Raw genomic sequence first — 22,661 nt, forward strand, 5'->3', positions numbered from 1 at the left:
ATGTGGTGAACCACCCCGCGCCCAGACGTGGATCTTGACAAGGAGAACCGGGTGACCGAGGAGTCGGCGACGGTCCGAGATGCCTGCGCCACGCTATTGGAGAAGACCGCACAAACCCTGGGACTGGGAGTCGGCGGTACGGAATTCGTCGCGACGTTCCGCGCCATGACCGACCACTGGGGCACCGCCCGTCCGAGCGACCTCCCCCTGTCGGACGTGTCCCCCGACGGGTCGCCGGTGGAGTACGCCGTCGACCTGGGCGGGGACACGCCCGCCCTGCAGTTCGCCATGGAGCCACTGACGACGGGCGTGCCGGCCCGTGACCCCGGCGCGGCGCGGGCGCTCATGCCGCTGCTCGCCGAACGCCACGGCGCCGGCACCGCCCGCTGGTCGGCCGTCGCGGACAGGCTCCTGCCCGACGACGCCCATGGACCGCATGTGTCCATGTACGGCGCCGAGGTGCGCCCCGGCGCCCCGATCCGGTTCAAGGTCTGGTTCTACCTGGACGTGAACGGCCCGGACGGCGTGTTCGACCTGCTCTACACCGCCCTGGACCGGATGGGCGCGAGACAGCTGTGGCCCGTGGTCCAGGCCCATGTCCACCGGCCCGGCTACGACGTGCCCTTCCTGCTCTCGCTGGACTTGGCCGACGACCCCGAGGCCCGGGTGAAGGTCTACTTCCGGCACTTCGCCGCCGACGCCGAGGAGGTGGCGGCCGTCCTCAAGACCTACCCGGGCTTCGAACCGGGGGAGGTGCGCGCCCTGTGCAGAACCATGACGGACGGGCGCCGCCACTTCACCGTCCAGCCACCCGTGACCTGTCTGTCGCTGTTCGACGCGCAGACCCTCGAACGGCCCCCGGCCACGCTCTACATACCGCTGTGGACCTACGCGGAGCACGACGACCAGGTCCGCCGGCGCATCCACCAGGTCCTCGCCGCGCATCCGCAGGCGCTGCGCCGCTACGACAGCGTGCTCGCCGGCATCGCCCACCGCGCACTCGACGAGGGAACCGGAATCCACAACTACCTCTCCTGGCAGCCGGGCCGCTCCCGCCCCCGCGTGAAGGTCTATCTGTCACCGGAGATGCACGACGTGAACCCTCCGCCGCTCGGTGTGAGCCAACAGGACCACCTCGGCGGCCGCCCCACTGCGAGAGGAAGGACCGAATGAGGACGCCAGAGCATCCGGCCCCGCTGCGATGCGCCATCGTGGGGACCGGGAACATCGGAACCGATCTGCTGCTGAAGATCGAGACCTCACCGCTGCTGACGTGTGTGCTGTTCGCCGGCCGGCGGGCCGAGTCACCCGGCCTCGAACTGGCCCGTGGCCGAGGGGTCGCCACGAGCACCGACGGCATCCACGCGGTCGTCGACGCCAAGGACGACATCGACTTGGTGTTCGACGCGACCTCCGCCGCCGACGCCACCCGCCACTGGGACGCCGTCGAGCCGCTGGGGCTGCCGTTCATCGACCTCACCCCGGCCAACCGGGGCAAGTTCTGCGTCCCGGCCCTCAACCTGGAGGACTGCGTCGAGGAGCAGTACCTCTCCATGGTGACCTGCGGCGGACAGGCGGCCGTCCCGATGGCCCGCTGCATCACACAGATCGCCGGCCACGTCGACTACCTGGAGATCGTCTCGGCGAGCGCCTCGGCCAGCGTGGGCCCCGCCTCACGGGCCAACCTGGACGAGTACGTGCACACCACGGAACAGGCCACCAGCGAGTTCTGTGACGCGACCCGGACCAAGACCGTGCTGATCATCAACCCGGCCGACCCCGGCATCGTCATGCGCAACTCCATCGCCGTGTCCACCACCGAACGCATCGACCTCGACGCCCTGCGGGACGCGGTCGACACGATGGAGAAGCAGATCCGTTCCTACGTTCCCGGCTACCGGGTGGTGGTGCCGCCGGTCGCCACCGGAGACCGCTACATGCTCACGGTGGAGGTCGAGGGGCGGGGCGACTACTTCCCCCGCTATGCCGGAAATCTGGACATCATCACCTGCGCCGCCGTCGCCGCGGCGGAGGCTCGCACCGGGCGGGGGCGGTCATGAGCGGCACACTCCAGATCTGCGACACCACGCTCAGGGACGGCAACCACGCCGTCGGCCACCAGCTGGGGGCCCAGGACATCAGCGCGTACGCGCGGGCGGCCGAGTCGGCGGGCGTGGACGTCGTCGAGGTCGGCCACGGCAACGGTCTCGGCGCCTCCTCCATCCAGGTCGGCATCGCCGCCATCAGCGACGCGGAGATGCTGCGCGCCGCCAAGGCCGAACTGCGCCACTCCCGGCTCGGCGTGCTCTCCATCCCCGGCTTCGCCAGCGTCGAACGCGACCTCAAGCCCGCCCTCGACTGCGGTGTGGACGAGGTCCGGGTAGGCGCCCACTGCACGGAGGCCGACGTCACCCGCCAGCAGATCACGATGCTGCGGGCCATGGGCGTCACCGTGAAGGGCATGCTGCTGATGAGCCATATGGCCTCGGCGAAGAAGCTCGTCGAACAGGCGCAGCTCATGCGGGACTACGGCGCCGAGGCAGTCGTCCTGATGGACTCGGCCGGCGCCTACACCCCGCAGAAGGTGCGGGAGAAAGTCGGCGAGCTGGTCGACAAACTCGACATCGCCATCGGCTTCCACGCCCACAACAACCTCGGCCTGTCGGTGATCAACAGCATGACCGCGATGCGGGCGGGGGCGACCATCGTGGACGTCACCGCACGCGGGTTCGGCGCGGGCGCGGGCAACGCGCCGATCGAACTGGTCGCCGCCAACCTCCACGTCGAGCGGACGGAGACCCGGATCAGGCTGTTCGGCGCCCTCGACGCGGCGGACACGGCCGAGGAACGGTTTGTGAAGCACGTACCGACCAACGACAGCGTCACCATAGCCAGCGGTATCGCCGGGGTGTTCTCCGGGTTCGCGGCGCCGGTGCGGCGGGCGGCCCGGCGCTTCGACGTCGACCCCCGCGAGATCCTCCTCGAACTGGGCAAGCGGCGGGTGGTGGCCGGCCAGGAGGACACCATCATCGAGGTCGCCATGCGACTGGCCGCCGAGCGGGCCCCCGGGGACCTGCCGACCAGCTCCGCCGACCACATCTGACGGGCCCATTTGACGGGCCGAACAGACGGGCCGAACAGACAGGCCGCTCCGTTGGGCCCATCCGACGGGCCCGTCCGAACGGCACATCGACCGGCAAGGAAGAAGGAACCATGCAACGGCACACCCCGGATTCCGTGGCCGACGCGGCCGCGGTCGCCGCACTGCTGCAGATCGGCGCCGAGATCGGGGCCGACCAGGTCCTGGACTCCGGCGAGACGTTCACCGCCCCGGACATGGCCAAGGCGGCGGGCGTCCCCCTCGACGGCGTCACCGCCTACCTGACGGCGCTGCTCGCGGCCGGCCTGGTCGTCGAGACCGACATCCCGGGCGACTTCCAGACCGCCGCCGACTACCCCGACCTGCGCCACCAGGCCGGGTATGTGTCCTGGGCGATGAACGCCAACGGGCCCTTCCTCGACCATGCCCGCGCGTTCCTGACCGACCCGGCCGAGGCCGCCCGCACCCACCGGCGCAACGGACGCCGGGTCGCGGTCAGTTCACGATGGATCGGCGAACGCGCGTTCTATCCGCAGCTCGTCGAACAGGTCGTGGCGTCCGGCGCGCTCCGGGTCACGGACCTCGGCGCCGGGTCCGGCGCTCTGCTCATCGACCTGCTGCGGCAGAACCCGGCACGCACCGGCACCGCCGTCGACATCAACGGCGCCGCCTGTGCCGCCGCGCGGGAGGCCGCCCTCGCCTCCGGGGTGCACGAGCGCCTGACGGTCGTCGAACGGCCCATCGAGTCACTGGCCGACGACCCCGGGCCGGTCGCCGGCGCGGAAGCCGTCCTGGCCTGCTACGTCATGCACGACATCGTCGCGGACGACCGCACGGCCCAGAACGTGCTCGGTGCCCTGCGCGACGCGCTCGCCCCCGGCGGATTCCTCGCCGTGGCCGACGCCGTCTCCTACGCGTCCCAGCCCGAGGAGCGCAGGTTCAGCGCGCTCTTCACCTATCTGCACTCCACGTTCATGAGCGTCCATCTGCCCACCGAGCAGGAGTGGTTGGACAAGTTCGCCGAAGCGGGCTTCTCACGGACCGGAACCGTGCCGATCGCTCTGCCCGGCGGCCGGCTCTTCGTGGCGAGCCGATGACGACCGCCGCGCGGACCCTCCACGCCGAACTCGCCGCCGAGCTGTGGAACGCCGCCAGAACCCGCAGGCCGGTGCCGCCCGTGTCGCTCCGGCACCCGCGACTCGGCCTGGCGGACGCGTACGCGATCCAGAGCGAGGTCCGCGCGCTCGACATGGCGGACGGCGCCGTTCCGGCCGGGCTCAAGATCGGAGCCACCAGTGAGGCGATCCAGCGGATGTTCGGCATCGACCATCCCGACTTCGGCTATCTGACCGACCGCATGCTCCTGCCCGACGGCGTCCACCTCGATCTGCGGAGGTTCATCGCACCGAAGGTCGAGGGCGAGATCGCCTTCCGGATGGCGGAGGACCTGAGCGGCCACGACGTCACGGCCCGGGACGTCCTCGACGCCACCACGGAGGTCTGCCCCGTCCTGGAGGTGCTCGACAGCCGGATCGAGGCATGGAGGATCGGCCTGGTGGACACCGTCGCCGACAACGCCTCCTCCGCCGCCGCCGTGATAGGCCCCGGCGTCCCACCGGACACCACCGACCTGGCGGTGGCGCGGATGGTCCTGCGCGGCGGCGACACCGAGTACACCGGCGACGGCTCGGCGGTCATGGGCCATCCGGCGGAGTCGGTGGCCTGCCTGGTCCGCATCCTGGCGGACTTCGGCACCGGTATCGCGGCAGGCGACCTCGTACTGGCCGGCTCCTGGTCGGGCGCGGTGGACCTGCTGCCGGACCAGGAAGTGCGCGCCACGTTCGGGGTCTTGGGCTCGGTGTCCCTCAGCACATAGGGCCGGTCCGGCCGCGGCGGCCGGTACCGCCGCGGCCGGCGCTGGGGGAGAGATGTCGGGAGCGCCGCTTCGCGGGGTACGGCCGCTCAGTCGTGCCCGGTGTCACACCGCCCCGCTCCGCCCGGGATCGGGGGAGTGGTGGCGGGCCGCGGCGTGGCCCGCGCCTCGGCCGGTCGCGCGGGTCGTGATCAGCCCGTCGTGGACCCGGACCGCCATCTCGGTGAGGTCGAGGTCGAGGCCAAGGCCGGCGTCGCGGTCGTCGGCCGAGGGGTGGCCGAGGGCTGCCGGGACCGTGCCGTTGTCGTCGAACACGACGCGTGACCGTGGCAGCCGGTCGGCCGTGAACACCCGGCGCAGACAGCCGACGAGATCCACGATCCGGAGCCGGGCCAGGCGGCCCATCTCGGCGGGGTCGCTGGTGACGACGACGATCGTCACCTCGTCGTCCGGCCGCGCCGAGCGCATCGCGTCCTCGGCCGCCGACAGGCGCCCCACACCCAGCACGACGACCACCCCGTCGTCGCCGAGGTCGACCGGCCGGCCGGTGATCTCGTCGCGCAGACCGCCCGGCGGCACCCACGCGGCCTCGGTCGAGCGCGCCGGGGCGACATAGGGCAGATGCGGCGGCTCCGGGTCGTCGCCGAGGGCGATGCCGGCCAGATGCTCGGCGGCGCGGGCCAGATCGAAGGGGTCGCCGACGCCGGGGGCGTTCTCCGCGAGGCCGGCCGCACCGTGGAGCAGGGTCAGGGCCAGCCCGGCCGGCCGTACGGTCCCGGCGCGCACGGCGGAACGCGGCTCAAGGGCCAGCGCGAGCAACAGCGCCTCGAACCGGACGAGTTCGGCGAGCGCGGCCCGCGCCGACTCGGTGCCCAGCACTCCGGACAGCGAGCGCAGCTGCAGATGGCCGCTCCCCGGGGTGTCACCGAGGAAGGGCAGTCGTTCGAGCCAGACCCGGGCGAACGAGCCGAGTCCCTGTCCGACGGAGTCGGGGGAGTCCGCCGGGGGTTCGGCGGCGTCCCGGGCCCGCTCTGCGGCGTCGACCAGCACCGCGAGATAGAGCGCGCGCTTGCCGGTGAAGTTGGAGTAGACCGCGCCCCTGGTCAGTTCGGCCCGCTCGGCGATCCGGTCGATCTTGGCCTCGACATAGCCGTACTCGGCGAACTCCCGCCGGGCCGCGACCAGTACCGCAGCACGGGTCCGCTCCTGCTGCTGTGCGCGGGTCAGTCTCGCCATCGTGCCCCCTTCGGCTCCTGGTGTGTCATGATACAAGCAGCATCCAGATGATGCTGACATCTGGAAGACGCGAACATCGGAGTTGGGTCGTGGGTGACAACGGGTTCGAGGTCGACGGACTGATCAAGACATTCGGCCGTACGACGGCCGTCGACGGAGTGGGCCTCTCCGCTCCTCGCGGACAAGTGCTGGGACTGCTGGGGCCCAACGGCGCGGGCAAGACGACCGTCGTCCGTGTGCTGGCGACCCTGCTGCGCCCCGACGCGGGGGAGGTGCGGGTGGCCGGGATCGATGCCCGGCGAGATCCGGCTCAGGTCCGTCGGCGCATCGCGCTGTCGGGGCAGCACACCAGCGTCGACGAGGAGCTGTCCGGGCGGTCCAACCTGGTCATGATCGGCCGGCTCCTCGACCTCCGGCGCGGCGACGCCCGTCGGCGGGCCGGTGAACTGCTGTCCCGCTTCGGTCTCGACGACGCGGCCGACCGGCCCGTCGCCACCTACTCGGGCGGGATGCGCCGCCGCCTCGACCTCGCCGCCAGCCTGGTCGGCCGGCCCGAGGTCGTGTTCCTCGACGAGCCCTCGGTCGGACTGGACCCCGGTAAGCGCGACGAGCTGTGGCAGATGATCCGGGGGCTCAGCGAGGACGGCGTCACGGTCCTGCTCACCACGCAGTACCTCGAAGAGGCCGACGCCCTCGCCGACGGCATCACCGTCATCGACCACGGCCGGGTGATCGCGTCCGGCACACCCACCGACCTCAAGCGCCAGATCGGCGGCCACACGGTCGTCCTGCGCCCGGCCGACACAGACGACCTAGACCCCGCCGCCGCCATCATCGCCCGCGTCGCGGGCCGGGAACCCGACCGCTCACGCCGTCATGAACTCGTCGTACCGGTCGCGGGCGACGCCGAGTTCTTCGAGATAACCGCTCAACTGAGGGACCGAGGCATCGACGTCGGCGAGCTGGCCTTCCGTCTGCCCAGCCTCGACGAGGTCTTCCTGTCCCTGACCGGGGCCCCCACCGCCGACGCCAAGGACGCAGCATGACCACCACCCTCACCGGAACCGCCCGGCCCCGACGCTTCGCCACCCTCCGGCACAGCGCGGTGCTCGCCCAGCGCAGCCTCCTCAAGACCACCCGCAACCCGGGTCCGATCATGAACGGCGTGGTCACCCCCGCGCTGTTCATGGTCCTGTTCCTCTATCTGTTCGGCCGCCCGGTCGCCGGCTCCACCGGCGAATATCTGCAGTACCTGTTCCCCGGAATCCTCGTCATGGGTGCCGGACTGGCCGGAATGATCTCCACCGGCTCGGCCATCAACCTCGACCTGAAGAACGGCGTCACCGACCGGTTCCGCAGCCTCCCCATCAGCCGTACGGCGCCCCTGCTCGGCTCCGTGACGGCCGACATCCTCCGCTATCTGATCGCCGTCACGATCCTCTTCGTCATCGGCCTCTCCCTCGGGTTCCGCGCCCAGGGCAGCATCCCCGCCGCACTCGGGGCGACCGGGCTCGCCATCCTGTTCGGGTTCTGCCTCAGCTGGGTCACGGTGTTCATCGGCGTCATCGTCAAGAGCGCCGAGGCCGTACTGGCCTTCAGCTTCATCGCCTTCCTGCCGCTCCAACTGGGCAGCAGCCTGGCCTCCCCGACCGACACCCTCCCCGGATGGCTGGGGGCCTGGGCGGACATCAACCCCGTCACCCATGTCATGGACGCCTGCCGCGCCCTGCTGAACGGGACGCCGGACGACGGAAGCATCGGCCGCACCCTGCTGTGGTCGGCCATCCTGTTCGTCGTCTTCTGCCCGCTCGCGGTCCGCGCGTACGGCCGCCAGGAATGACACCGCCGAGCCGCCATGCCGAGGCCGGTTGCGCACAAGAGACGCGCGCCGCGAGCCATCGACTACCGACGAACTCCCGCACAACGCACCGCACCCCGGAGGACCACCCATGACCTGGCCCGAAGCCCCCGCGACGGACACCGGCCTGCTGGTACTGCACGCCCTGCGCTGCGCCGGCACCATCAGCCTCGCCCGGCTCCGAGCGATCACGGGCCTCGACGAATCCGATGCCGAGTCCGAACTCATCGACCTCGGCGCCGAGGGCCTGGTCACGCGCCTCTCCGGCGACATACCGGGGTGGAGCCTCACGGCCGCCGGCCGCGCCGCGGATGCCGAGCGGATCACCCGTGAACTCGACGCGGCCCGGGCCCGCGAGCGCGTCACGGCCGCGTACGAGCGGTTCCTCGTCCTCAACCCCGAGCTGCTCGACCTCTGCACGGCCTGGCAACTCCGCCCCGTCGACGGCGTCATGAGCGTCAACGACCACAGCGACCCCGGCTACGACTCCCGGGTGCTCGCCCGCTTCGCCGACCTGGACCGACGCGCCGCCGGGGTCTGCGCCGAGCTGTCCGCGGCCCTGCCCCGCTTCGGCCGCTACCGAGTCCGCCTCACCGAGGCTCTCGAACGCGCCTCCTCCGGCGAGTTGGAGTACGTGGCCGACAGCACCGCGTCGTACCACATCGTCTGGGCGGAACTGCACGAAGACCTGCTCGCCACACTCGGGTTGCAGCGATGAGGTGGATTCGCACGATCTCCGCCCGGGTCGAGGAGACGGCCAAGACCCTGGGCGGCAAGGCACTCGGCCTGGTCGTATTACACCGTCTTGGCCTGCCGGTGCCGGACGGGTTCGTCATCACCACGGAAGCCTGCCGCGCCTTCCTCCGGGACGGGCGCCTTCCCGAAGGACTCGACGACGAACTGGCCATGGCCATGGCCGACCTCGAACGCTCCACCGGGCGTGCCTTCGGGGGACCGCACAAACCGCTGGCGGTGTCCGTCCGCTCCGGGGCCAGTGTCTCCATGCCCGGCATGATGGACACGATCCTCAACCTCGGTCTCACGGCCGAAGCCACCGAGGGCCTGGCCGCAGAGACCGACGACCGGCCGTTCGCACTGAACTCACGGCTGAGCTTTCTGACGAGCTTCGCCGCCGCGACCACGAACGCGGACGCCGCCTCGGTCGCCCCCACGGCACATCCCGGGCGGGAGACCGAGCATGAGGAAGCACACCTGACCGAATCGATCGAGACGGTCGAGAACCTCGTCCGACAGCGAAGCGGCCGGCCCATCCCCGACGACGCCACCCACCAGCTCAAACAGGCGATCGAAGCCGTCTTCTCGTCCTGGGACGCACCCCGCGCGCGCACCTACCGCGAGGTGAACGGCATCCCGCACGACCTGGGCACAGCAGTGATCGTCCAGCGAATGGTGTTCGGCAACCGCGATGCCCACAGCGGCACCGGAGTCGCGTTCAGCCGCAACCCCAACACCGGCGAGAACATCCCGTTCGGCGAAGTCCTGTTCGGGCACCAGGGAGAGGAAGTCGTCTCCGGGAAGTCGATGACCCGGCCGCTCGGCGAACTCGCCGAGCGGGAGCCGGACGTGTGGACGGGCCTGCTCGACGCCCTGCGGCGGATCGAGGACCACTACCGCGACGCCTGCTACGTCGAGTTCACCTTCCAGTCCGGCGAACTGTGGCTGCTGCAGGTCCGGCCCGGCCGGTTCGTGGGGGGCGCCGCCGTCCGGGTGGCCACCGAACTCGTCGACCAGCAGCTCATCGGACGGGACGAAGCACTGCTCCGGGTCTCGCCGCTCCATCTCCGCCACGTCCGCACACCGCGCATCGCGTCCGCCGAGGAGGCCGACGTCCTCGCCCGGGGGATCGGCGCCTGCCCCGGAGTCGCCACCGGCAGAATCGCGACCACGGCGGACGGCGCGGTACGCCTGGCCCGAACCGATCCGGTCATCCTGGTACGCCCGGAGACCTCCCCGAACGACATGCACGGCCTCGCCGCCGCCACCGGAATCGTCACCGCGCGCGGCGGGCCCGCCAGCCATGCCGCCGTCGTCGCCCGGGCCATGGGCAAGCCCGCCGTCGTGGGCGTCCCCGGCCTCACCATCGACGGCGACGACCGCTCCGTGACGGCCGGGGGCCGCACCCTCCCGGAGGGCACGCTCATCACCCTCGACGGAACCAGCGGAGACGTCGCCCTCGGCACCCCCCGCGTCGTCACCGACGCGGCCGACGAACACGTCCACCGCCTGCTCGCCTGGGCCGACGAGGCCTCCGGCGACCACTCCGCCCGCGACGAGACCCAACGCCTCGCCGCGGCCCACACGGCCCTGCGCACCCGCTGATCCGACCCATTCCTGACAGGAGAACCACCATGGCAACTCGGCATGTGTACCTGGTACGACACGGGGCGGCCGACCCCTTCGGCACGCTGACCGACGTCGGGGAGAGGCAGTCGGAGCTGGTCGGGAAGCGTCTGGCGGGCCTTCCGATCGACACGGTCTGGCACTCGCCGCTGCCCAGGGCGGTGCACTCCGCGCAGATCGTGGGCGCCGCTCTGCCGGGCGCCGCCGTGCGGGAGGCACCGGAGCTGGTCGATCACATCCCGCATGTACCGGACGACGTGCCGCCGTCGTGGGCGGCGTTCTTCGACGGCTACGGCGCCGAGGAAGCCGAGGACGCGCGCCGCCGTGCCGATGCCCTGACCGGCAGGTTCGCGCGCCCCGCCGAGACCGAGACCCATGAAATCCTGGTCACCCACGCCTACCAGGTGGCCTGGCTGGTCCGGGACGCCCTCGATGCGCCACCGGTGCGATGGCTCGGCCTGAACTGCGGGAACGCGGCGCTGACGGTGATCGAGTACCGCGACGGCACGGCGCCGACGGTGCTGCTCTACAACGACATGGGCCACCTTCCGCCCGAGCTGCGCTGGACGGGCTTCGGACCCGGCACCCGCCCCTGACACAGGTCCGGCGGGGCCCCGCCGACTGCCGTAAGCCCACCCCTGGATACGTCCGTTGCGTACAGAGAAGGCGGCAGTGTCCGATTCTCGCCGGTCCGAGGTAAATGCCTGGACTGAGGGCCTCCCCTGACGGGACAATTCCGACTTCCGAACTTCCGGGAGTGTGATGGGGACAACAGATACGCGAGGGCCGGCGCCGGGCAGGAGCGCGGTCGTTCTGGCACTGCGCCGCTACGGACGGGAACTGCTGCGACTACGATGGCTGGCCCTGCCCGCACTGCTGCTGCCGGCCGTGGGCAACATCGGCATCCGCTACCTGGCCCCCCTCCTGATCGCCAAACTGGCAGGCCAGGCCGCCGACGGCGGCGGCCTCACCGTCCGTTCGGCGCTGCCGTACGTGGTGGGCTTCGGCGTGACACTGCTGGTCGCCGAGGCCGTGTGGCGGGTTGGGCAGCACTGTCTGAACCGTGTGGACGCCCTCGGCATGGAGCACCTGTATGTGAACGGCATGGACGAACTCCTCGCCAAGGACGCGGCGTTCTTCCACGACAACTTCGCCGGCTCCCTGACCAAACGGGTGCTGAGCTTCGGCAAGCGCTTCGAGGACTTCGTCGACACACTGACGTACCGGATCGTGGGCAGTCTCGTCCCCCTGGTGTTCGGGGCCGTGGTGCTGTGGACCTACGAGCCGATGCTCGTCGCCGGCCTGCTGCTGATGATCGTGGTGACCGTGGTGGCCGCGACCCCTCTGATCCGCCGTCGGCAGAGGCTCGTCAAAGACCGCGAGGAGGCGACCGCCCGGGTCGCCGGCCATGTCGCCGACAGCCTCGTGAACATGGAGACCATCCGGGCGTTCGCGGCCGAGCCACGGGAGGCCGACGAACACCGCAGCCGTGTCGCGGACTCCCGCCGCCTGACACTGAGGTCGTGGGACTACGGCAATCTGCGCGTCGACACCCTGATCGCCCCCATGTCCGTACTGACCAATGTGCTGGGCCTGTTGGTCGCCATCGCCCTCGGCGGCTCGGCCCGGGGAGTGGAGGAGGTCGTCGTCGCCTTCACCTACTACTCCAACGCGACCCAGATCATGTTCGAGTTCAACCAGATCTACCGGCGTCTGGAAACCTCCATGACCGAGGCCGCGCAGTTCACCGAACTGCTGCTCGATCCGCCCACCGTGCTCGACCCGGCGGAGCCCGAACCGCTCGCGCCACGGGACACCGGTGTCCGCTTCAAGGCGGTGACCTTCGCCCACGCGGGCGCGAAGCCGATCTTCCGGGGACTCGACCTGGACGTGCCCTCGGGCGCACGCGTCGGTCTGGTCGGCAGGTCCGGCGGCGGCAAGACCACACTCACCCGGCTCCTGCTGCGGATGTCGGACATCGACGACGGACGCATCCTCATCGGAGGGCAGGACATCAGCCGACTGCGCCAGGCCGATCTGCGCTCACTGATCGCCTATGTCCCGCAGGAGCCCGCCATGTTCCACCGCAGCCTGCGGGACAACATCGCCTTCGCCCGGCCCGGCGCCACCGACGAGGAGATCCACGCGGCGGCCGCGGCCGCGCACGTCACGGAGTTCGTCGACCAACTCCCCGATGGCTTCGGCACTCTGGTGGGGGAGCGGGGGGTGAAACTCTCGGGCGGCCAGCGCCAGCGCGTCGCCCTCGCCCGGGCCATCCTGCGCGACGCCCCGATCCTGCTGCTCGACGAGGCGACCAGCGCGCTGGACTCGGAGAGTGAACTCCTCGTCCAGGACGCCCTGTGGCGATTGATGGACGGACGTACGGCCCTCGTGGTCGCCCACCGTCTCAGCACCGTCGCCGGCATGGACCGTCTCGTCGTCCTCGACCGGGGCAGCGTCGCCGAACAGGGCACCCACGAGGAACTGCTCAAGGCGAACGGCGCCTACGCCAAGCTGTGGCAACACCAGTCGGGCGGCTTCCTCGGCGAAAGTACCGAGTCGGCCCTCGAAGGCCCACTCCCCGAACCCGCTCCCGGCGGGCTACCCGACCCGACCGACCCGACACCGGACACGGACCGCAGGACACCATCGCCCGCTCGCACGACCACCGGGTCCACCTGACCGATCCGACCCGGACACCCACTGCGCCCCTGGCAGGTCGGTGACGGGCCGGCGTTAAAAGGGCAGGCCACCGCCGGGCTCGCTACTCAGCGTCCCGGCGGACGGGGCCCCGGGCCAGGGGCGTGGGGCCGGATGGCGAGGACGGAGGGCGGTGTCGGGGCGCCCGGCGCTGATCGTCCTTCATGGCTACTTCCCGGAGCGAAGGACTGCGCGAGCGGCGGCGGCGTGAGACGCGGCGTGATATTCATATGGCCGCCGTGCGGCTGGTGCGTGAGAGCGGATTCGACAAGGTCACCGTCGACATGATCAGCGCGGAGGCCGGTGTCTCGCCGCGCACCTTCTTCAACTACTTCCCGAACAAGGAAAGCGCCCTCCTGCCGGGGCCGACCGAGGTGCCTCCGGCGCTCGCCGCGGAGTTCGTAGGGGCCGGTGCCGCCCCTCCCCGGCAGGTACTCGCGGATGTGACCCGGCTGCTCGTGCGGGAGATGACCGACAACCCGCCGGAACGCACGATGATGCACGACGTCTTCATGCTGGCGGACAGCCATCCCCCTGTCCTGGCCGTGCTGCTGGCCCGTATGGAGGGCTTCCACAGCTCCGTCGCCAACGCGATCGCCCAGCGTATGGGGCAGCGGCCCGAGGACGAACTGCCGGACCTGATCGCCGCACTCGCGCTGACCGCGGTGCGCACCGGCCTGGAGCGCTGGTCACGCGAGGACCCGAACGGCGCCGAGGACGATTCCCCGGTCCCGTACGTCAGCGCGCCCTGGAACGGCTGCTCTCCCTGTCGGCGTACTGAGCCCCGCCCCGTCGGCCCGTTCTCCCCGCGACCCGCGACCCACCACCCATGACTTGAGAACCCCCATGAGCGAACCGACCCCGGCGGAGATGGAGGAGCAGAACTCCTCCCGTACTCCGCACCGCTTCGGCCTGATATACGCGGGCCTGATGACCGCGATGCTGCTCGCGGCACTGGACCAGACCATCGTGAGCACCGCGCTGCCGACCATCGTCGGTGAACTGCACGGGATGAACCAGATGGCCTGGGTGACCACGGCATACGTCCTGACCGCCACCATCGCCATGCCCGTCTACGGCGCTTCGGCGACCTGATGGGCCGTAAGACACTCTTCCTCGGCGCCATCGCCGTCTTCGTCGCCGGTTCCGCGACCGCAGGCGTGGCGCAGGACATGACGTGGCTGATCATCGGCCGCGCCGTCCAGGGCCTGGGCGGAGGAGGTCTGATGATCACCGCGCAGGCCATCGTCGCCGACCTGGTGCCGCCGCGGCAGCGTGCCAAGTACATGGCGCCGATGGGCGCCGTCTTCGGTCTCGCCTCCGTCGCCGGACCGCTGCTCGGCGGCTGGTTCACCGACAGCGTCGGATGGCGCTGGGCCTTCTGGATCAACCTGCCCCTGGGCGTGCTCGCCTTCGCGGTGGCCGCGTTCTCCCTGCGTCTGCCGCGCCGCGACGCCAAGGTCGCCGTCGACTACCTCGGCATCACCCTGATGGCCGCCGCCGTCACCTGCACCGTGCTCGTCGCCGACTGGGGCGGCACCGACTACGCCTGGACCGACCCGCTCATCCTCAGTCTCGCCGCCGGCGCGGTCGGCGCCTGGGCCCTCTTCCTGTACTCCCAGAGCCGCGCGGCTTCTGTCTGCGCGGTCGAAGTGGCCGACGACGGTGCCGGACTCGCCGAGCCCGACGCCCGGCGGGTGTTCGAGCGCTTCTACCGTGCCGATTCCGCTGAACGGCCAGTGGCCGGCTCCGGCCTGGGACTGGCGATCGCCGCCGGCGCCGCGGAGACCAACGGCGGACGCCTGGAACTCGACACCCGACCAGGCGAGGGCTGCACCTTCCGCCTGCTCCTGCCGAACGAGTTCGTCGCCGTACCCCTGGAGCGCGAACCCCCATCGAGACCAAAGGAGTTCCATCGGTGAAGCGCAGCACGAAATGAGGTGCCGTCGGCTCAGAGTGGTCCGACGGCACCCTGTGGGGTCGTGCCGGCGTCAGGCGATGCGCCTCATGCGAGGGCCTGCTCGACGCGTCAGAACGCACACGCGGCACTCGGGCCCGAGGGCCTCACATCCGGGATCTCAGCACGTCGACCTCACAACCCGGCGCGAAAGGGTCGAAGCCGTGCTCGATCAGCCAGCGAACCCCCAGCAGACTTCGCAACGCCCACCACGCGTGGATCACGTCGAGGTCGATGTCGGCGCCATAGCCGGCGATGACGTCGTCGAGGTGCTCCTCGTGTCCGAGTGTGAAGGTGGCGAGGTCGTACAGGGCATCACCCTGGCCCGCCTCGGACCAGTCGATGATGCCCGTGACCTCGTCGCCGTCGACGAAGACGTGCGCGATCTGCAGGTCGCCGTGGGTGAACACCGGAGTCCACGGCCGGAGCGCGGCCTCGGCGACCTGGCGGTTGCGGGTGACCAGGTCGGCGGGCAGGATGCCGTTCGTCACGAGCAGCTCGCACTCGTCGTCGAGTTCCGCCGCCAGCGCGACGATGCTCCGCCCGGCCCGTCCCGGCCGGGACGGCAGCGGCGCGTCGTGCAGCTTCCGGATGGCGGCGCCCGCCGCGGCCCACGCCGCCGGCGACCCGGTCGACGGCCCGCCGAGGCGCCCGAGCGTCGTCCCCGGGAGTGCGGCGATCGCGAGCACGGGCGGCTTGCGCCACAGGACCTCCGGCGTCGGCACGGGCGCGAGCGACATCGCCTCGACCTCGACGTCGATACGCGCCTGATCGGCGTCCACCTTCAAGAACACGTCGCCGACGCGCAGAGTCGCGCGCTCGGAATGGGCGACGACGACTTTGACCTCATCCATGGGCGACCAGTATCCCGGGGGTGATCGCCGACGTCGCCGGGTTTATCGCGTGCGCCGACGCGGCTGACCGCGCCCCATTACTCGGCGCTTCGTGCACGACACCGACCTCTCACCACGCTCAAGCCCACCACTTTTGTGGACGAGTCGATCACCTCAGCCCGGGACGCGGCCACCGCCATCCGGCAGGAGGCGTGCTCGATCGTGAACATCAAGCCCGGCCGGGTCGGCGGATACCTGGAGGCCCGGCGGATTCACGACCTGTGCTCCCAGGCCTGCTTCCGGGCCTCGGGCAGGTCACACCTCCACCCCACGACCTACGGTAGGTGCATGAAGGAACGTTCAAGCGAAGTGTCGACCGACCTCTATCCAGAGTTGGCTGTGCCGGGTGGCTTGGGAGAAGCGTTGGCTCGCGAAGCGGCCCGCCACGGGCACGCTGTCGGCCCCATGGGGCCCGTTGAGGGGTTCGCCTCAGCGGTAGCCGCATGCTGTGTTCGAGGAAAGGCGCAGTTCGCGGTCTATGCGACCAACGACGACGAACGCGAGTTCCGCATCGAGATCTCCGCGGACTCCGGGTGGCCCGGGGGCGTCTTCGGCAGCACCGACAGCCTCGCGGTGGTGGCCGCCATTCTGCACGAATGGTGTGAGGGCGCATCGATCGGTCAACTGCGCCGCGAGTGGACGCTCCTCGCGGACGACCCGCTGAAGGCGGCACCGCCGGGAAGGGTCGTGTCGACCGCCTGGCGACTGACCTTGGAACGCTCGCGAATGATCAGGCTCGGCGACGCCGAACTTACCGAGGCGCTTTATGCGCAGCCGGCCCTGCGTGTCTTCTTCCCGTGGCCGTCGCACGGCCAGTTCAGCCTGCTCAGCAGCACCGCTGATCCGTTCCATGAGGAGCTTCCGCGTGTGATTCCGACAGTGGACGGGCTGTGGAACGTGGTCGCACGGGGATCTGCGCAGACACCGTCACGTGTGCTCGGTGCCCGCCTCAGCGCCGGCGAGGCCGCAGCGCTGGTGGCAGCGAACATTCCCGCAGGCAGCGGCCCGGCCATCGAGGGAGGTTGGCCGAAACGCGAGAGTACCGCCTGACCTACGATCGTACGAAACTGCACCATCGACGGACTTCGCCGCCCGGCTCGCCGCCAACTCGTCGGTGGCACCAGAAGGCCGTCGTTCTGTCAGGTAGCGGCGGACTTCCCGGCCTTGCCCCGGGTGTGGGCGAGGCGGTAGGAATCGGTGCCGGTCTTGACGATCGTGCCGTTGAAGGTGAGCCGATCGACGATCGCGGCGCGGACCTGGGGTTGGTGAAGGCCTTGGTCCAGCCGCCGAAGGATTCCTCGGAAGCGATGGCGAGGGCCTTGTTCTCCTCCCGTTCCGTCAGTACCTGGAACATCAACTCGGCGCCGTGCCGATCGAGTTCCATGCGGCCCAGCTCGTCGGTGCACAAAAGATCGACGCGCCCGTAGCGGGCGATGGTCTTGCGTTCTTCACCGCCACCGCCACCGCCACCGCCACCGCCACCGCCACCGTCGGCGCGGTCTCCGGCTTCGACCACCGCCGCCGGATCATCCACCTCGAACAGGCCATCCCCACCAGGCATATCGGGATTCTCCCCCTAAGGAAGATCACGAACAGGCGGCGGCGCCGGGCTCAATCGCCTGATCGACTGCCAAGATCCGCGGACAGCGCCGCGTAGATGTACTCGCTGCCCCAGCGATCCCCGTCGAGGTCGTTCTCGACCAGGTGCGCCTCCCGGCGCATCCCGAGGCGCTCACAGACCCGAACAGACCCGGTGTTCTCCACATCCAGCCGTGCGTAGAGCCGGTGCACGCCGAGTGTGTCGAAGGCAAACCCGGCGAGCGCCGCGGCCGCCTCGGTCGCGTACCCGTGCCCCTGGTGACCTGGGGCGAGAGTCCAGCCGATCTCGGCCTGGGCGGCGCGGGCATCGGCCAGGGCGAGGCTCACCTCGCCAAGGACGCCGGGCTCATCGCGTCGGCAGACGGCGAGCGCCAGCTTGTCCCCGTCGGCGCGCCATGCCGTCTGCGCCGCGCGCTCGGCGGCAACCTGCTCGCTGCGCTCACGCGTGTGCGCCGGCCGGTACAAGTAGCGCGCCACGCTCGGCAGGCTCTGGTAGGCGTACAAGTCGTCGGCGTCGCCGGGAGTGAACAGACGCAGCGACAACCGGGCCGTGGTCAACGGCAGCAGCGAGGCGACGTCCATGCGGACCCCCGGGACGCGGATGTGGATCAAGTCGCGGACTGATTTTCGCATCACGACTGCCCGGCAGCCACGCCTTTTCAAGGGCAGCGCTCGGCAGCCGCACTTCACCACGAGGCGCGGCGTTCCAGGAGTTGTTTACGTGCCGTTCTGGGCAGTGGCGCGGTTTGCGAGACCGGCTTGGGCCGCGCCCCAGACCCGTAGTCCGGGAGGCGGCCTGCCGGTGTCCTGTGGCCATGGGGCCCTGGTGACCGCCCGCGTACACAACGACCCCATCACCCGGCCTCGGTTGTCGGCGCCCGGATTTCCCGGGTGCGTTTGGGCTTCTGTCGGGCCGGCGGTCTGACCCATACTGGGGCCGTGGCGGATGCGCGGGACGGCCAAGCGGTCGAGAGGGTGTTGAGGCGTGTCCGTCGGCAGGTGGACGAGCCGTCTGCCGGGGGGATCAAGGGGATTCTGGCTCGTCGCTCGTGGAAGAGGATCACGGCTGCGGGAAACCGTCTGGACCCCGCCGGCCGCAGACGTGCGTATCGCGAGGTGCTGGCCGACTGGGCGGCGGCCGGAGCCCCCGACGACGCGCGCCCCGACGTGCTCGCCGAATGGGCGGGAGGTCAGGAGCAGTTCGGCAAGGATGTCATGAATATGGCGATGGCGCCCGGCGCCGACCACCGCGTTGCCCTGGGGGCATTCTGCGTGCGGAACGAGGTCGAGCCCTACCGGCACCCGTCCGACTGGGCGCTCCTCCTCGTCCTCACCGGGCAGGGGGAGCTGTGGCGGGCATTCGACCCGGACGGCTCCTTGCTCGGCGAGGCCGATCGGCACCTTCTGAGTCGCCCTGCCCACCGGGCCGCGCTCCGCGAGGCGCTGGAGGAAGTCGACGCCGGCGCGGACGTGTTGCGGACGGTGCTCGTGTCCGGATACCGCATCTCGGAGATGCCCGCCGACGAACTCGACTACCTGGCCCGGCACGGCGTGACACCCGAAGACCCGATGGGCCAGGCGTGCTTCTTCGCCCTGACCGGGCAAGCGGAGCGGCGGCAGGCGGTGGACCCGGACGGGACGCTGCTCGCCGCCGCCTATCAGGACGCCACTTCGAACGGGCGGGCCGCGTTACAGAAGGCCATGGAGCGCGACGCCGTTGCGGACGTGGTGCGCGTGGTGGCCGGCGAAGGGCAGCAGATCGCGAAGATCACGGCTGCGGAGCGCAAGTACCTCATGGGTCTGCTTCGCGACCGCCGGGACTGGGCCGCACTGTGGCGGCTGGCGCTGGATCTGCCGGTCGCCAACGCGGCGCGGGCGGTGCGGCTCGTGGACCCGCAGTGGCGTCCGGCGGCCCAGCGGGACCGCGAACTGTTCGGCCTCCTCGCCGAGATCAGCCCCGCGGACATCCGGCAGGCGCGCAAGGCGATGGACCAGAGCCAGGTGGTCCACCTGGAGACACCGGGCAAGGTACGGGCGGGCGCGCTGAGCGACGACGGACGGCGGGCGGCGCTGTGGACGCACGACAGCCGCCCTGCCGGCAACACCGTCTGGCCCGAGGCGCCGAGCCCGGGCACGATCAGCATCCACTCCCTGCCCGATGGGGCACTCCTGACCCGGCACGCCGCCACCATCTGGAACGAAGCCTTCCTCGCCTACTCCGGCGGCACGCTCACCGCGTTCACCGTCCGCCACTCAAGGCCCTCTCAGGAAGCGTGGCTGTACCACTGCCCGGAAGACGGGCGGCCCATGGAACTCACCCACCACGACGAGCACACCGCCGACCACGGTGCCATCGCGATGGCCGCCTTCCGGGACGGCCTTGTCACCGCCCGCCTCGGCAACGTGGTCGGGTTCCACGACAGCACCGGCAGGGAAGTCACCACCGCCCGGTACGGCGACCAGTTCACCGGTCAATGGACCGATTACCCATCCGGTTACTCATCCACGGTCGCCTCGATCACCGTCGATCAGCACAGCGGGCGGATCGCCGTGATGCGCGACCACTACGGTGTCCTGCTGGACGGGGAGAAACGGACTCAGTACACCATTCCGCTGATCGGCCGCCTCAACCGACCGGCGAGCTGGCACGGGATATGCCTGCGCGGCGCGGACCATCTCGTCGTGGCCGACAGCTCGGGGATCGAGCTGTGGAACATGACCCGCTTCCTCGAACGGTCCTACTGGGATGAGGGGGCCGACGTCACCAGATCCATGCGCCCGGGCGGGTGGGACGTGACGTGGCTCCGGGCGCGAAACGAGATCTGCTACAAGTCGGCCGCGTCGGGCGCCGCGAACGTCCACTACGTGAAGGGAACGAGACTCGGTCCGGTGAAGGCCGGCGGCGAGCTGACCGGCAAGGAGGCGACCGTGCTGTTCGGCTCGGCGGGCGCGACCTGCCACGCGATCGGCGGGGACGGGTACGCGGACATCGCCGTGGGCGAATACCAGGCCGTCGGGATGCTGGCGGACAGCCCGCAGGCCGCCTGGCAGCCGGACGACCTGCGCACCGTCGCAGAGGCGGGCCGACTGGCCACGAGGCACGACCACCCGGCACAGCCGCTCTACCGGCTGGTCCGGTCCTGCATGGAGCACCGTTTCAGCGACGATGAGGCCGACACCGCACGGTGAGGGGCAGGCGTAACGGATGTAGCGATGCTCCTCGCCGGCGCCGATCGCAGCCCATGCCATGCGGCCCGAATGCCACCCTCGAACGGCCGCGTCCCAGGTTGCGTGGAGCGGCCCGAGCCCGATCTGCATCGCCGGCGACTTCACGCGCTACGACGCGCATGCCGTGCGTGAGCACCGGCGGTCGATCGACCTGGTCCGCGGTACCGGGCGTATCAGCGCCTGCGGAACCTCGCCTGTGTGTGCCCGCCCCAGCGCAGCAAGGTCCTCGTCTACCTCAAGGCGGGACGGAGGTCGTGAGCTGACTCGCGGGCGTGGACCACGTGGTGGATGGACTGCGGGACGGACCGGCACTCGGCGGGGCACCCTCGCTTGTATGCAAATTAATTTGCACATACCCTGTCCGCCGCAGAAGAAATTGCCTTGCTCTGTCGATCTAGTGAGGAGTGTGGGCGCCGTGACGATGCATTCGGCGACCTTGGCGATCAACGAGACACTGGCGGCCCGTCGGGCCGCAGGTCAGACGGTGCTGCATCTGGGTTTCGGCGAGGCAGGTCTGCCGGTGCCGGATTCGGTGGCTGCGGTGCTGGCCGGGGCGGTCGGACGCAACAGTTACGGCCCTGTGGTCGGGTCGGTGGAGGCTCGGGAGGCTGCGGCCGGCTGGTTCTCGCGCCGGGGTCTGAACACGGAGCCGGACCAGGTGCTGTTCGCGCCGGGCAGCAAGCCGCTGCTCTTCGCTCTGATGCTGGCGCTGCCCGGGGATGTCGTACTGCCTTGCCCGTCGTGGGTGAGCTACGCGGCCCAGGCGTCGCTGGCGGCGAAGCGGACGATCGACGTTCCCATACCGGCCGAGGCCGGCGGCGTGCCGGAGCCGCGGCTGCTGGAGCAGGCGCTGGAAGCGGCGCGGGCGACCGGTGCCCGGCCGGGGATTCTCGTGCTGACCGTGCCTGACAATCCGACCGGCACAGTGGCGCGAGAGGACCATGTGCGGGAGGTCTGCGCGATCGCCGAGAAGTGGGGGCTCGCGGTGATCGCGGACGAGATCTACGCCGACTTGGTCCATGACGGGCGGGCGCCCAGCGCCACGGATTTCCTGCCCCAGCGCACGGTGGTGACCACTGGTCTGAGCAAGTCGATGGCACTCGGCGGCTGGCGCATCGGCATGGCCCGAGTGCCGCAGGGCGCCTGGGGGCAGGGTCTGATGGACGATCTGGTCGGGGTGGCCAGTGAGATCTGGTCGAGCCTGGCCGCGCCCATGCAGGCGGTGGCCGCTCATGTGCTGCAGGACCCGCCCGAGCTGGTGACGCGCATCGCGCGGTCGCGGCGTCTGCATGCCGCCGTGGCGCAGGCGGTACATGCCGAATTCATCGCCGCCGGCGCCGTGTGCCGCCGGCCAGAGGCAGGCTTCTACCTGTATCCCGACTTCGAGCCGCTGCGGCCGGTCCTGGCCGGTCAGGGCATCGACGGCGGAGTGTCGCTGGCCGATGCGCTGCTGGAGCGCCACGGCGTGGGCGTGCTGGCCGGTGAGGCGTTCGGCGACACCCCGGACGGTCTGCGCGTGCGGGTGGCGACCAGCCTGCTGTACGGGGAGTCCGCCGCTGAGCGCTGGAAGGCGCTGGACAGCGACGACCCGGTGTCGCTGCCGTGGATAGCCTCCTCGCTGGAGCACCTGCGTGGCGCGCTGAAGGGCCTGACGCGGCACGGCTGAGCGCTGACACTGCGGGACGCGGAAGGGGGACGGCATACGCTGTCCCCCTTCCGCGTTTTCCTTCCTGTCGGGCCTCGTAGACGGAGAACGTCTCAAGCAGCTCCTCTTCCCGGAGCAGGGTGGAGCGGGCCTCGTGGCCGCGGGCTTGGGCCACACCTGTGGCCAGCGCCTGGACGAGGGAGGTGAAGGC

The 22,661-nt window shown here is 70.6% G+C and carries 20 protein-coding genes and 3 pseudogenes; 19 read left to right on the top strand and 4 right to left on the bottom strand.

Features of this window, described 5'->3' with window-relative positions; translation table 11 throughout:
- Positions 1-51 precede the first annotated feature (51 nt).
- From ACWD4G_RS32870 to ACWD4G_RS32890, 5 genes are all read left to right on the top strand, one after another.
- The gene (locus ACWD4G_RS32870) at positions 52-1,173 is read left to right on the top strand and encodes a tryptophan dimethylallyltransferase family protein (RefSeq protein WP_451299947.1); all 1,122 of its coding nucleotides are present in this window, start codon (positions 52-54) and stop codon (positions 1,171-1,173) included.
- Positions 1,170-2,060, top strand: coding sequence for an acetaldehyde dehydrogenase (acetylating) (locus ACWD4G_RS32875; RefSeq protein ID WP_451299949.1), 891 nt, complete (start codon positions 1,170-1,172; stop codon positions 2,058-2,060). The genes ACWD4G_RS32870 and ACWD4G_RS32875 overlap by 4 nt, the downstream gene beginning before the upstream one ends.
- A complete protein-coding gene (gene dmpG, locus ACWD4G_RS32880) occupies positions 2,057-3,103 on the top strand; it encodes a 4-hydroxy-2-oxovalerate aldolase (protein ID WP_451299951.1) in 1,047 nt (348 codons plus the stop codon). Before ACWD4G_RS32875 ends, dmpG begins: the two co-directional genes overlap by 4 nt.
- A gap of 110 nt (positions 3,104-3,213) precedes the next feature.
- A complete protein-coding gene (locus ACWD4G_RS32885; RefSeq protein WP_451299953.1) occupies positions 3,214-4,197 on the top strand; it encodes a methyltransferase in 984 nt (327 codons plus the stop codon).
- Positions 4,194-4,976 (top strand): 2-keto-4-pentenoate hydratase, encoded by a 783-nt coding sequence (locus tag ACWD4G_RS32890; RefSeq protein ID WP_451299955.1) that lies wholly within the window; start codon positions 4,194-4,196, stop codon positions 4,974-4,976. Before ACWD4G_RS32885 ends, ACWD4G_RS32890 begins: the two co-directional genes overlap by 4 nt.
- Positions 4,977-5,078: 102 nt before the next feature.
- Here the strand turns inward: ACWD4G_RS32890 and ACWD4G_RS32895 are convergent, their stop codons facing one another.
- On the bottom strand, positions 5,079-6,209 hold the full coding sequence (locus ACWD4G_RS32895) for a TetR family transcriptional regulator (protein WP_451299957.1): 1,131 nt from the start codon (positions 6,207-6,209) through the stop codon (positions 5,079-5,081).
- 89 nt (positions 6,210-6,298) lie between these two features.
- Here ACWD4G_RS32895 and ACWD4G_RS32900 point away from each other — a divergent pair, with 89 nt between their 5' ends.
- The 9 genes from ACWD4G_RS32900 to ACWD4G_RS32940 all read left to right on the top strand — a co-directional run bounded on the left by ACWD4G_RS32900 (position 6,299) and on the right by ACWD4G_RS32940 (position 15,050).
- Positions 6,299-7,255 (top strand): ATP-binding cassette domain-containing protein, encoded by a 957-nt coding sequence (locus ACWD4G_RS32900; protein ID WP_451299959.1) that lies wholly within the window; start codon positions 6,299-6,301, stop codon positions 7,253-7,255.
- A complete protein-coding gene (locus tag ACWD4G_RS32905) occupies positions 7,252-8,049 on the top strand; it encodes an ABC transporter permease (RefSeq protein WP_451299961.1) in 798 nt (265 codons plus the stop codon). The genes ACWD4G_RS32900 and ACWD4G_RS32905 overlap by 4 nt, the downstream gene beginning before the upstream one ends.
- 109 nt (positions 8,050-8,158) lie before the next feature.
- Positions 8,159-8,785, top strand: a complete 627-nt coding sequence (locus tag ACWD4G_RS32910) for a transcriptional regulator (protein ID WP_451299963.1) — start codon at positions 8,159-8,161, stop codon at positions 8,783-8,785.
- Positions 8,782-10,407: a pyruvate, phosphate dikinase gene (locus ACWD4G_RS32915; RefSeq protein WP_451299965.1), complete on the top strand. Its 1,626-nt coding sequence runs from the start codon at positions 8,782-8,784 to the stop codon at positions 10,405-10,407. The genes ACWD4G_RS32910 and ACWD4G_RS32915 overlap by 4 nt, the downstream gene beginning before the upstream one ends.
- A gap of 29 nt (positions 10,408-10,436) precedes the next feature.
- Positions 10,437-11,024 (top strand): histidine phosphatase family protein, encoded by a 588-nt coding sequence (locus ACWD4G_RS32920; protein WP_451299967.1) that lies wholly within the window; start codon positions 10,437-10,439, stop codon positions 11,022-11,024.
- Between the two features lie 166 nt (positions 11,025-11,190).
- Complete coding sequence (locus tag ACWD4G_RS32925; protein WP_451299968.1) at positions 11,191-13,110, top strand: ABC transporter ATP-binding protein; 1,920 nt, start codon at positions 11,191-11,193, stop codon at positions 13,108-13,110.
- 182 nt (positions 13,111-13,292) lie between these two features.
- Positions 13,293-13,961: a TetR/AcrR family transcriptional regulator gene (locus ACWD4G_RS32930; protein WP_451299969.1), complete on the top strand. Its 669-nt coding sequence runs from the start codon at positions 13,293-13,295 to the stop codon at positions 13,959-13,961.
- Between the two features lie 13 nt (positions 13,962-13,974).
- Positions 13,975-14,223: a hypothetical protein gene (locus ACWD4G_RS32935; RefSeq protein WP_451299971.1), complete on the top strand. Its 249-nt coding sequence runs from the start codon at positions 13,975-13,977 to the stop codon at positions 14,221-14,223.
- Positions 14,223-15,050, top strand: a complete 828-nt coding sequence (locus ACWD4G_RS32940) for an MFS transporter (protein WP_451299973.1) — start codon at positions 14,223-14,225, stop codon at positions 15,048-15,050. The genes ACWD4G_RS32935 and ACWD4G_RS32940 overlap by 1 nt, the downstream gene beginning before the upstream one ends.
- A 142-nt stretch (positions 15,051-15,192) precedes the next feature.
- On the opposite strand, the gene ACWD4G_RS32945 is transcribed toward ACWD4G_RS32940, so the two are convergent.
- The gene (locus ACWD4G_RS32945) at positions 15,193-15,939 is read right to left on the bottom strand and encodes a phosphotransferase family protein (protein ID WP_451299975.1); all 747 of its coding nucleotides are present in this window, start codon (positions 15,937-15,939) and stop codon (positions 15,193-15,195) included.
- Positions 15,940-16,074: 135 nt separating this feature from the next.
- On the opposite strand from ACWD4G_RS32945, the pseudogene ACWD4G_RS32950 reads away from it, so the two are divergent.
- Positions 16,075-16,200, top strand: a pseudogene (locus ACWD4G_RS32950) (enolase C-terminal domain-like protein); the annotation flags it as partial.
- 66 nt (positions 16,201-16,266) lie between these two features.
- On the top strand, positions 16,267-17,028 hold the full coding sequence (locus tag ACWD4G_RS32955; protein ID WP_451300007.1) for a DUF6193 family natural product biosynthesis protein: 762 nt from the start codon (positions 16,267-16,269) through the stop codon (positions 17,026-17,028).
- A gap of 89 nt (positions 17,029-17,117) precedes the next feature.
- Here the strand turns inward: ACWD4G_RS32955 and ACWD4G_RS32960 are convergent.
- Both ACWD4G_RS32960 and ACWD4G_RS32965 read right to left on the bottom strand, forming a co-directional pair.
- Positions 17,118-17,419, bottom strand: a pseudogene (locus tag ACWD4G_RS32960) (ATP-binding protein); the annotation flags it as partial.
- A gap of 170 nt (positions 17,420-17,589) precedes the next feature.
- Positions 17,590-18,159: a GNAT family N-acetyltransferase gene (locus tag ACWD4G_RS32965; RefSeq protein WP_451299977.1), complete on the bottom strand. Its 570-nt coding sequence runs from the start codon at positions 18,157-18,159 to the stop codon at positions 17,590-17,592.
- A 417-nt stretch (positions 18,160-18,576) separates the two neighbouring features.
- On the opposite strand from ACWD4G_RS32965, the gene ACWD4G_RS32970 reads away from it, so the two are divergent.
- The 3 genes and pseudogenes from ACWD4G_RS32970 to ACWD4G_RS32980 all read left to right on the top strand — a co-directional run bounded on the left by ACWD4G_RS32970 (position 18,577) and on the right by ACWD4G_RS32980 (position 22,471).
- On the top strand, positions 18,577-20,766 hold the full coding sequence (locus ACWD4G_RS32970) for a hypothetical protein (RefSeq protein ID WP_451299979.1): 2,190 nt from the start codon (positions 18,577-18,579) through the stop codon (positions 20,764-20,766).
- Between the two features lie 82 nt (positions 20,767-20,848).
- Positions 20,849-21,045 (top strand): annotated as a pseudogene (locus tag ACWD4G_RS32975) (hypothetical protein); the annotation flags it as partial.
- 175 nt (positions 21,046-21,220) lie between these two features.
- Positions 21,221-22,471 carry a pyridoxal phosphate-dependent aminotransferase gene (locus ACWD4G_RS32980; protein ID WP_451299981.1) on the top strand — a complete coding sequence of 417 codons (1,251 nt, stop codon included), beginning with the start codon at positions 21,221-21,223 and terminating at the stop codon, positions 22,469-22,471.
- Positions 22,472-22,661: the final 190 nt, after the last annotated feature.

This window comes from Streptomyces sp. NPDC002643, from assembly GCF_053592555.1.

Coding starts and splice junctions, on each gene's coding strand:
- ACWD4G_RS32875 (WP_451299949.1), top strand. CDS start 1,170: ATGAGGACGCCAGAGCATCCGGCCCCGCTGCGATGCGCCATCGTGGGG.
- dmpG (WP_451299951.1), top strand. CDS start 2,057: ATGAGCGGCACACTCCAGATCTGCGACACCACGCTCAGGGACGGCAAC.
- ACWD4G_RS32885 (WP_451299953.1), top strand. CDS start 3,214: ATGCAACGGCACACCCCGGATTCCGTGGCCGACGCGGCCGCGGTCGCC.
- ACWD4G_RS32890 (WP_451299955.1), top strand. CDS start 4,194: ATGACGACCGCCGCGCGGACCCTCCACGCCGAACTCGCCGCCGAGCTG.
- ACWD4G_RS32895 (WP_451299957.1), bottom strand. CDS start 6,209: ATGGCGAGACTGACCCGCGCACAGCAGCAGGAGCGGACCCGTGCTGCG.
- ACWD4G_RS32905 (WP_451299961.1), top strand. CDS start 7,252: ATGACCACCACCCTCACCGGAACCGCCCGGCCCCGACGCTTCGCCACC.
- ACWD4G_RS32910 (WP_451299963.1), top strand. CDS start 8,159: ATGACCTGGCCCGAAGCCCCCGCGACGGACACCGGCCTGCTGGTACTG.
- ACWD4G_RS32915 (WP_451299965.1), top strand. CDS start 8,782: ATGAGGTGGATTCGCACGATCTCCGCCCGGGTCGAGGAGACGGCCAAG.
- ACWD4G_RS32920 (WP_451299967.1), top strand. CDS start 10,437: ATGGCAACTCGGCATGTGTACCTGGTACGACACGGGGCGGCCGACCCC.
- ACWD4G_RS32925 (WP_451299968.1), top strand. CDS start 11,191: ATGGGGACAACAGATACGCGAGGGCCGGCGCCGGGCAGGAGCGCGGTC.
- ACWD4G_RS32930 (WP_451299969.1), top strand. CDS start 13,293: ATGGCTACTTCCCGGAGCGAAGGACTGCGCGAGCGGCGGCGGCGTGAG.
- ACWD4G_RS32935 (WP_451299971.1), top strand. CDS start 13,975: ATGAGCGAACCGACCCCGGCGGAGATGGAGGAGCAGAACTCCTCCCGT.
- ACWD4G_RS32940 (WP_451299973.1), top strand. CDS start 14,223: ATGGGCCGTAAGACACTCTTCCTCGGCGCCATCGCCGTCTTCGTCGCC.
- ACWD4G_RS32945 (WP_451299975.1), bottom strand. CDS start 15,939: ATGGATGAGGTCAAAGTCGTCGTCGCCCATTCCGAGCGCGCGACTCTG.
- ACWD4G_RS32955 (WP_451300007.1), top strand. CDS start 16,267: ATGAAGGAACGTTCAAGCGAAGTGTCGACCGACCTCTATCCAGAGTTG.
- ACWD4G_RS32965 (WP_451299977.1), bottom strand. CDS start 18,159: ATGGACGTCGCCTCGCTGCTGCCGTTGACCACGGCCCGGTTGTCGCTG.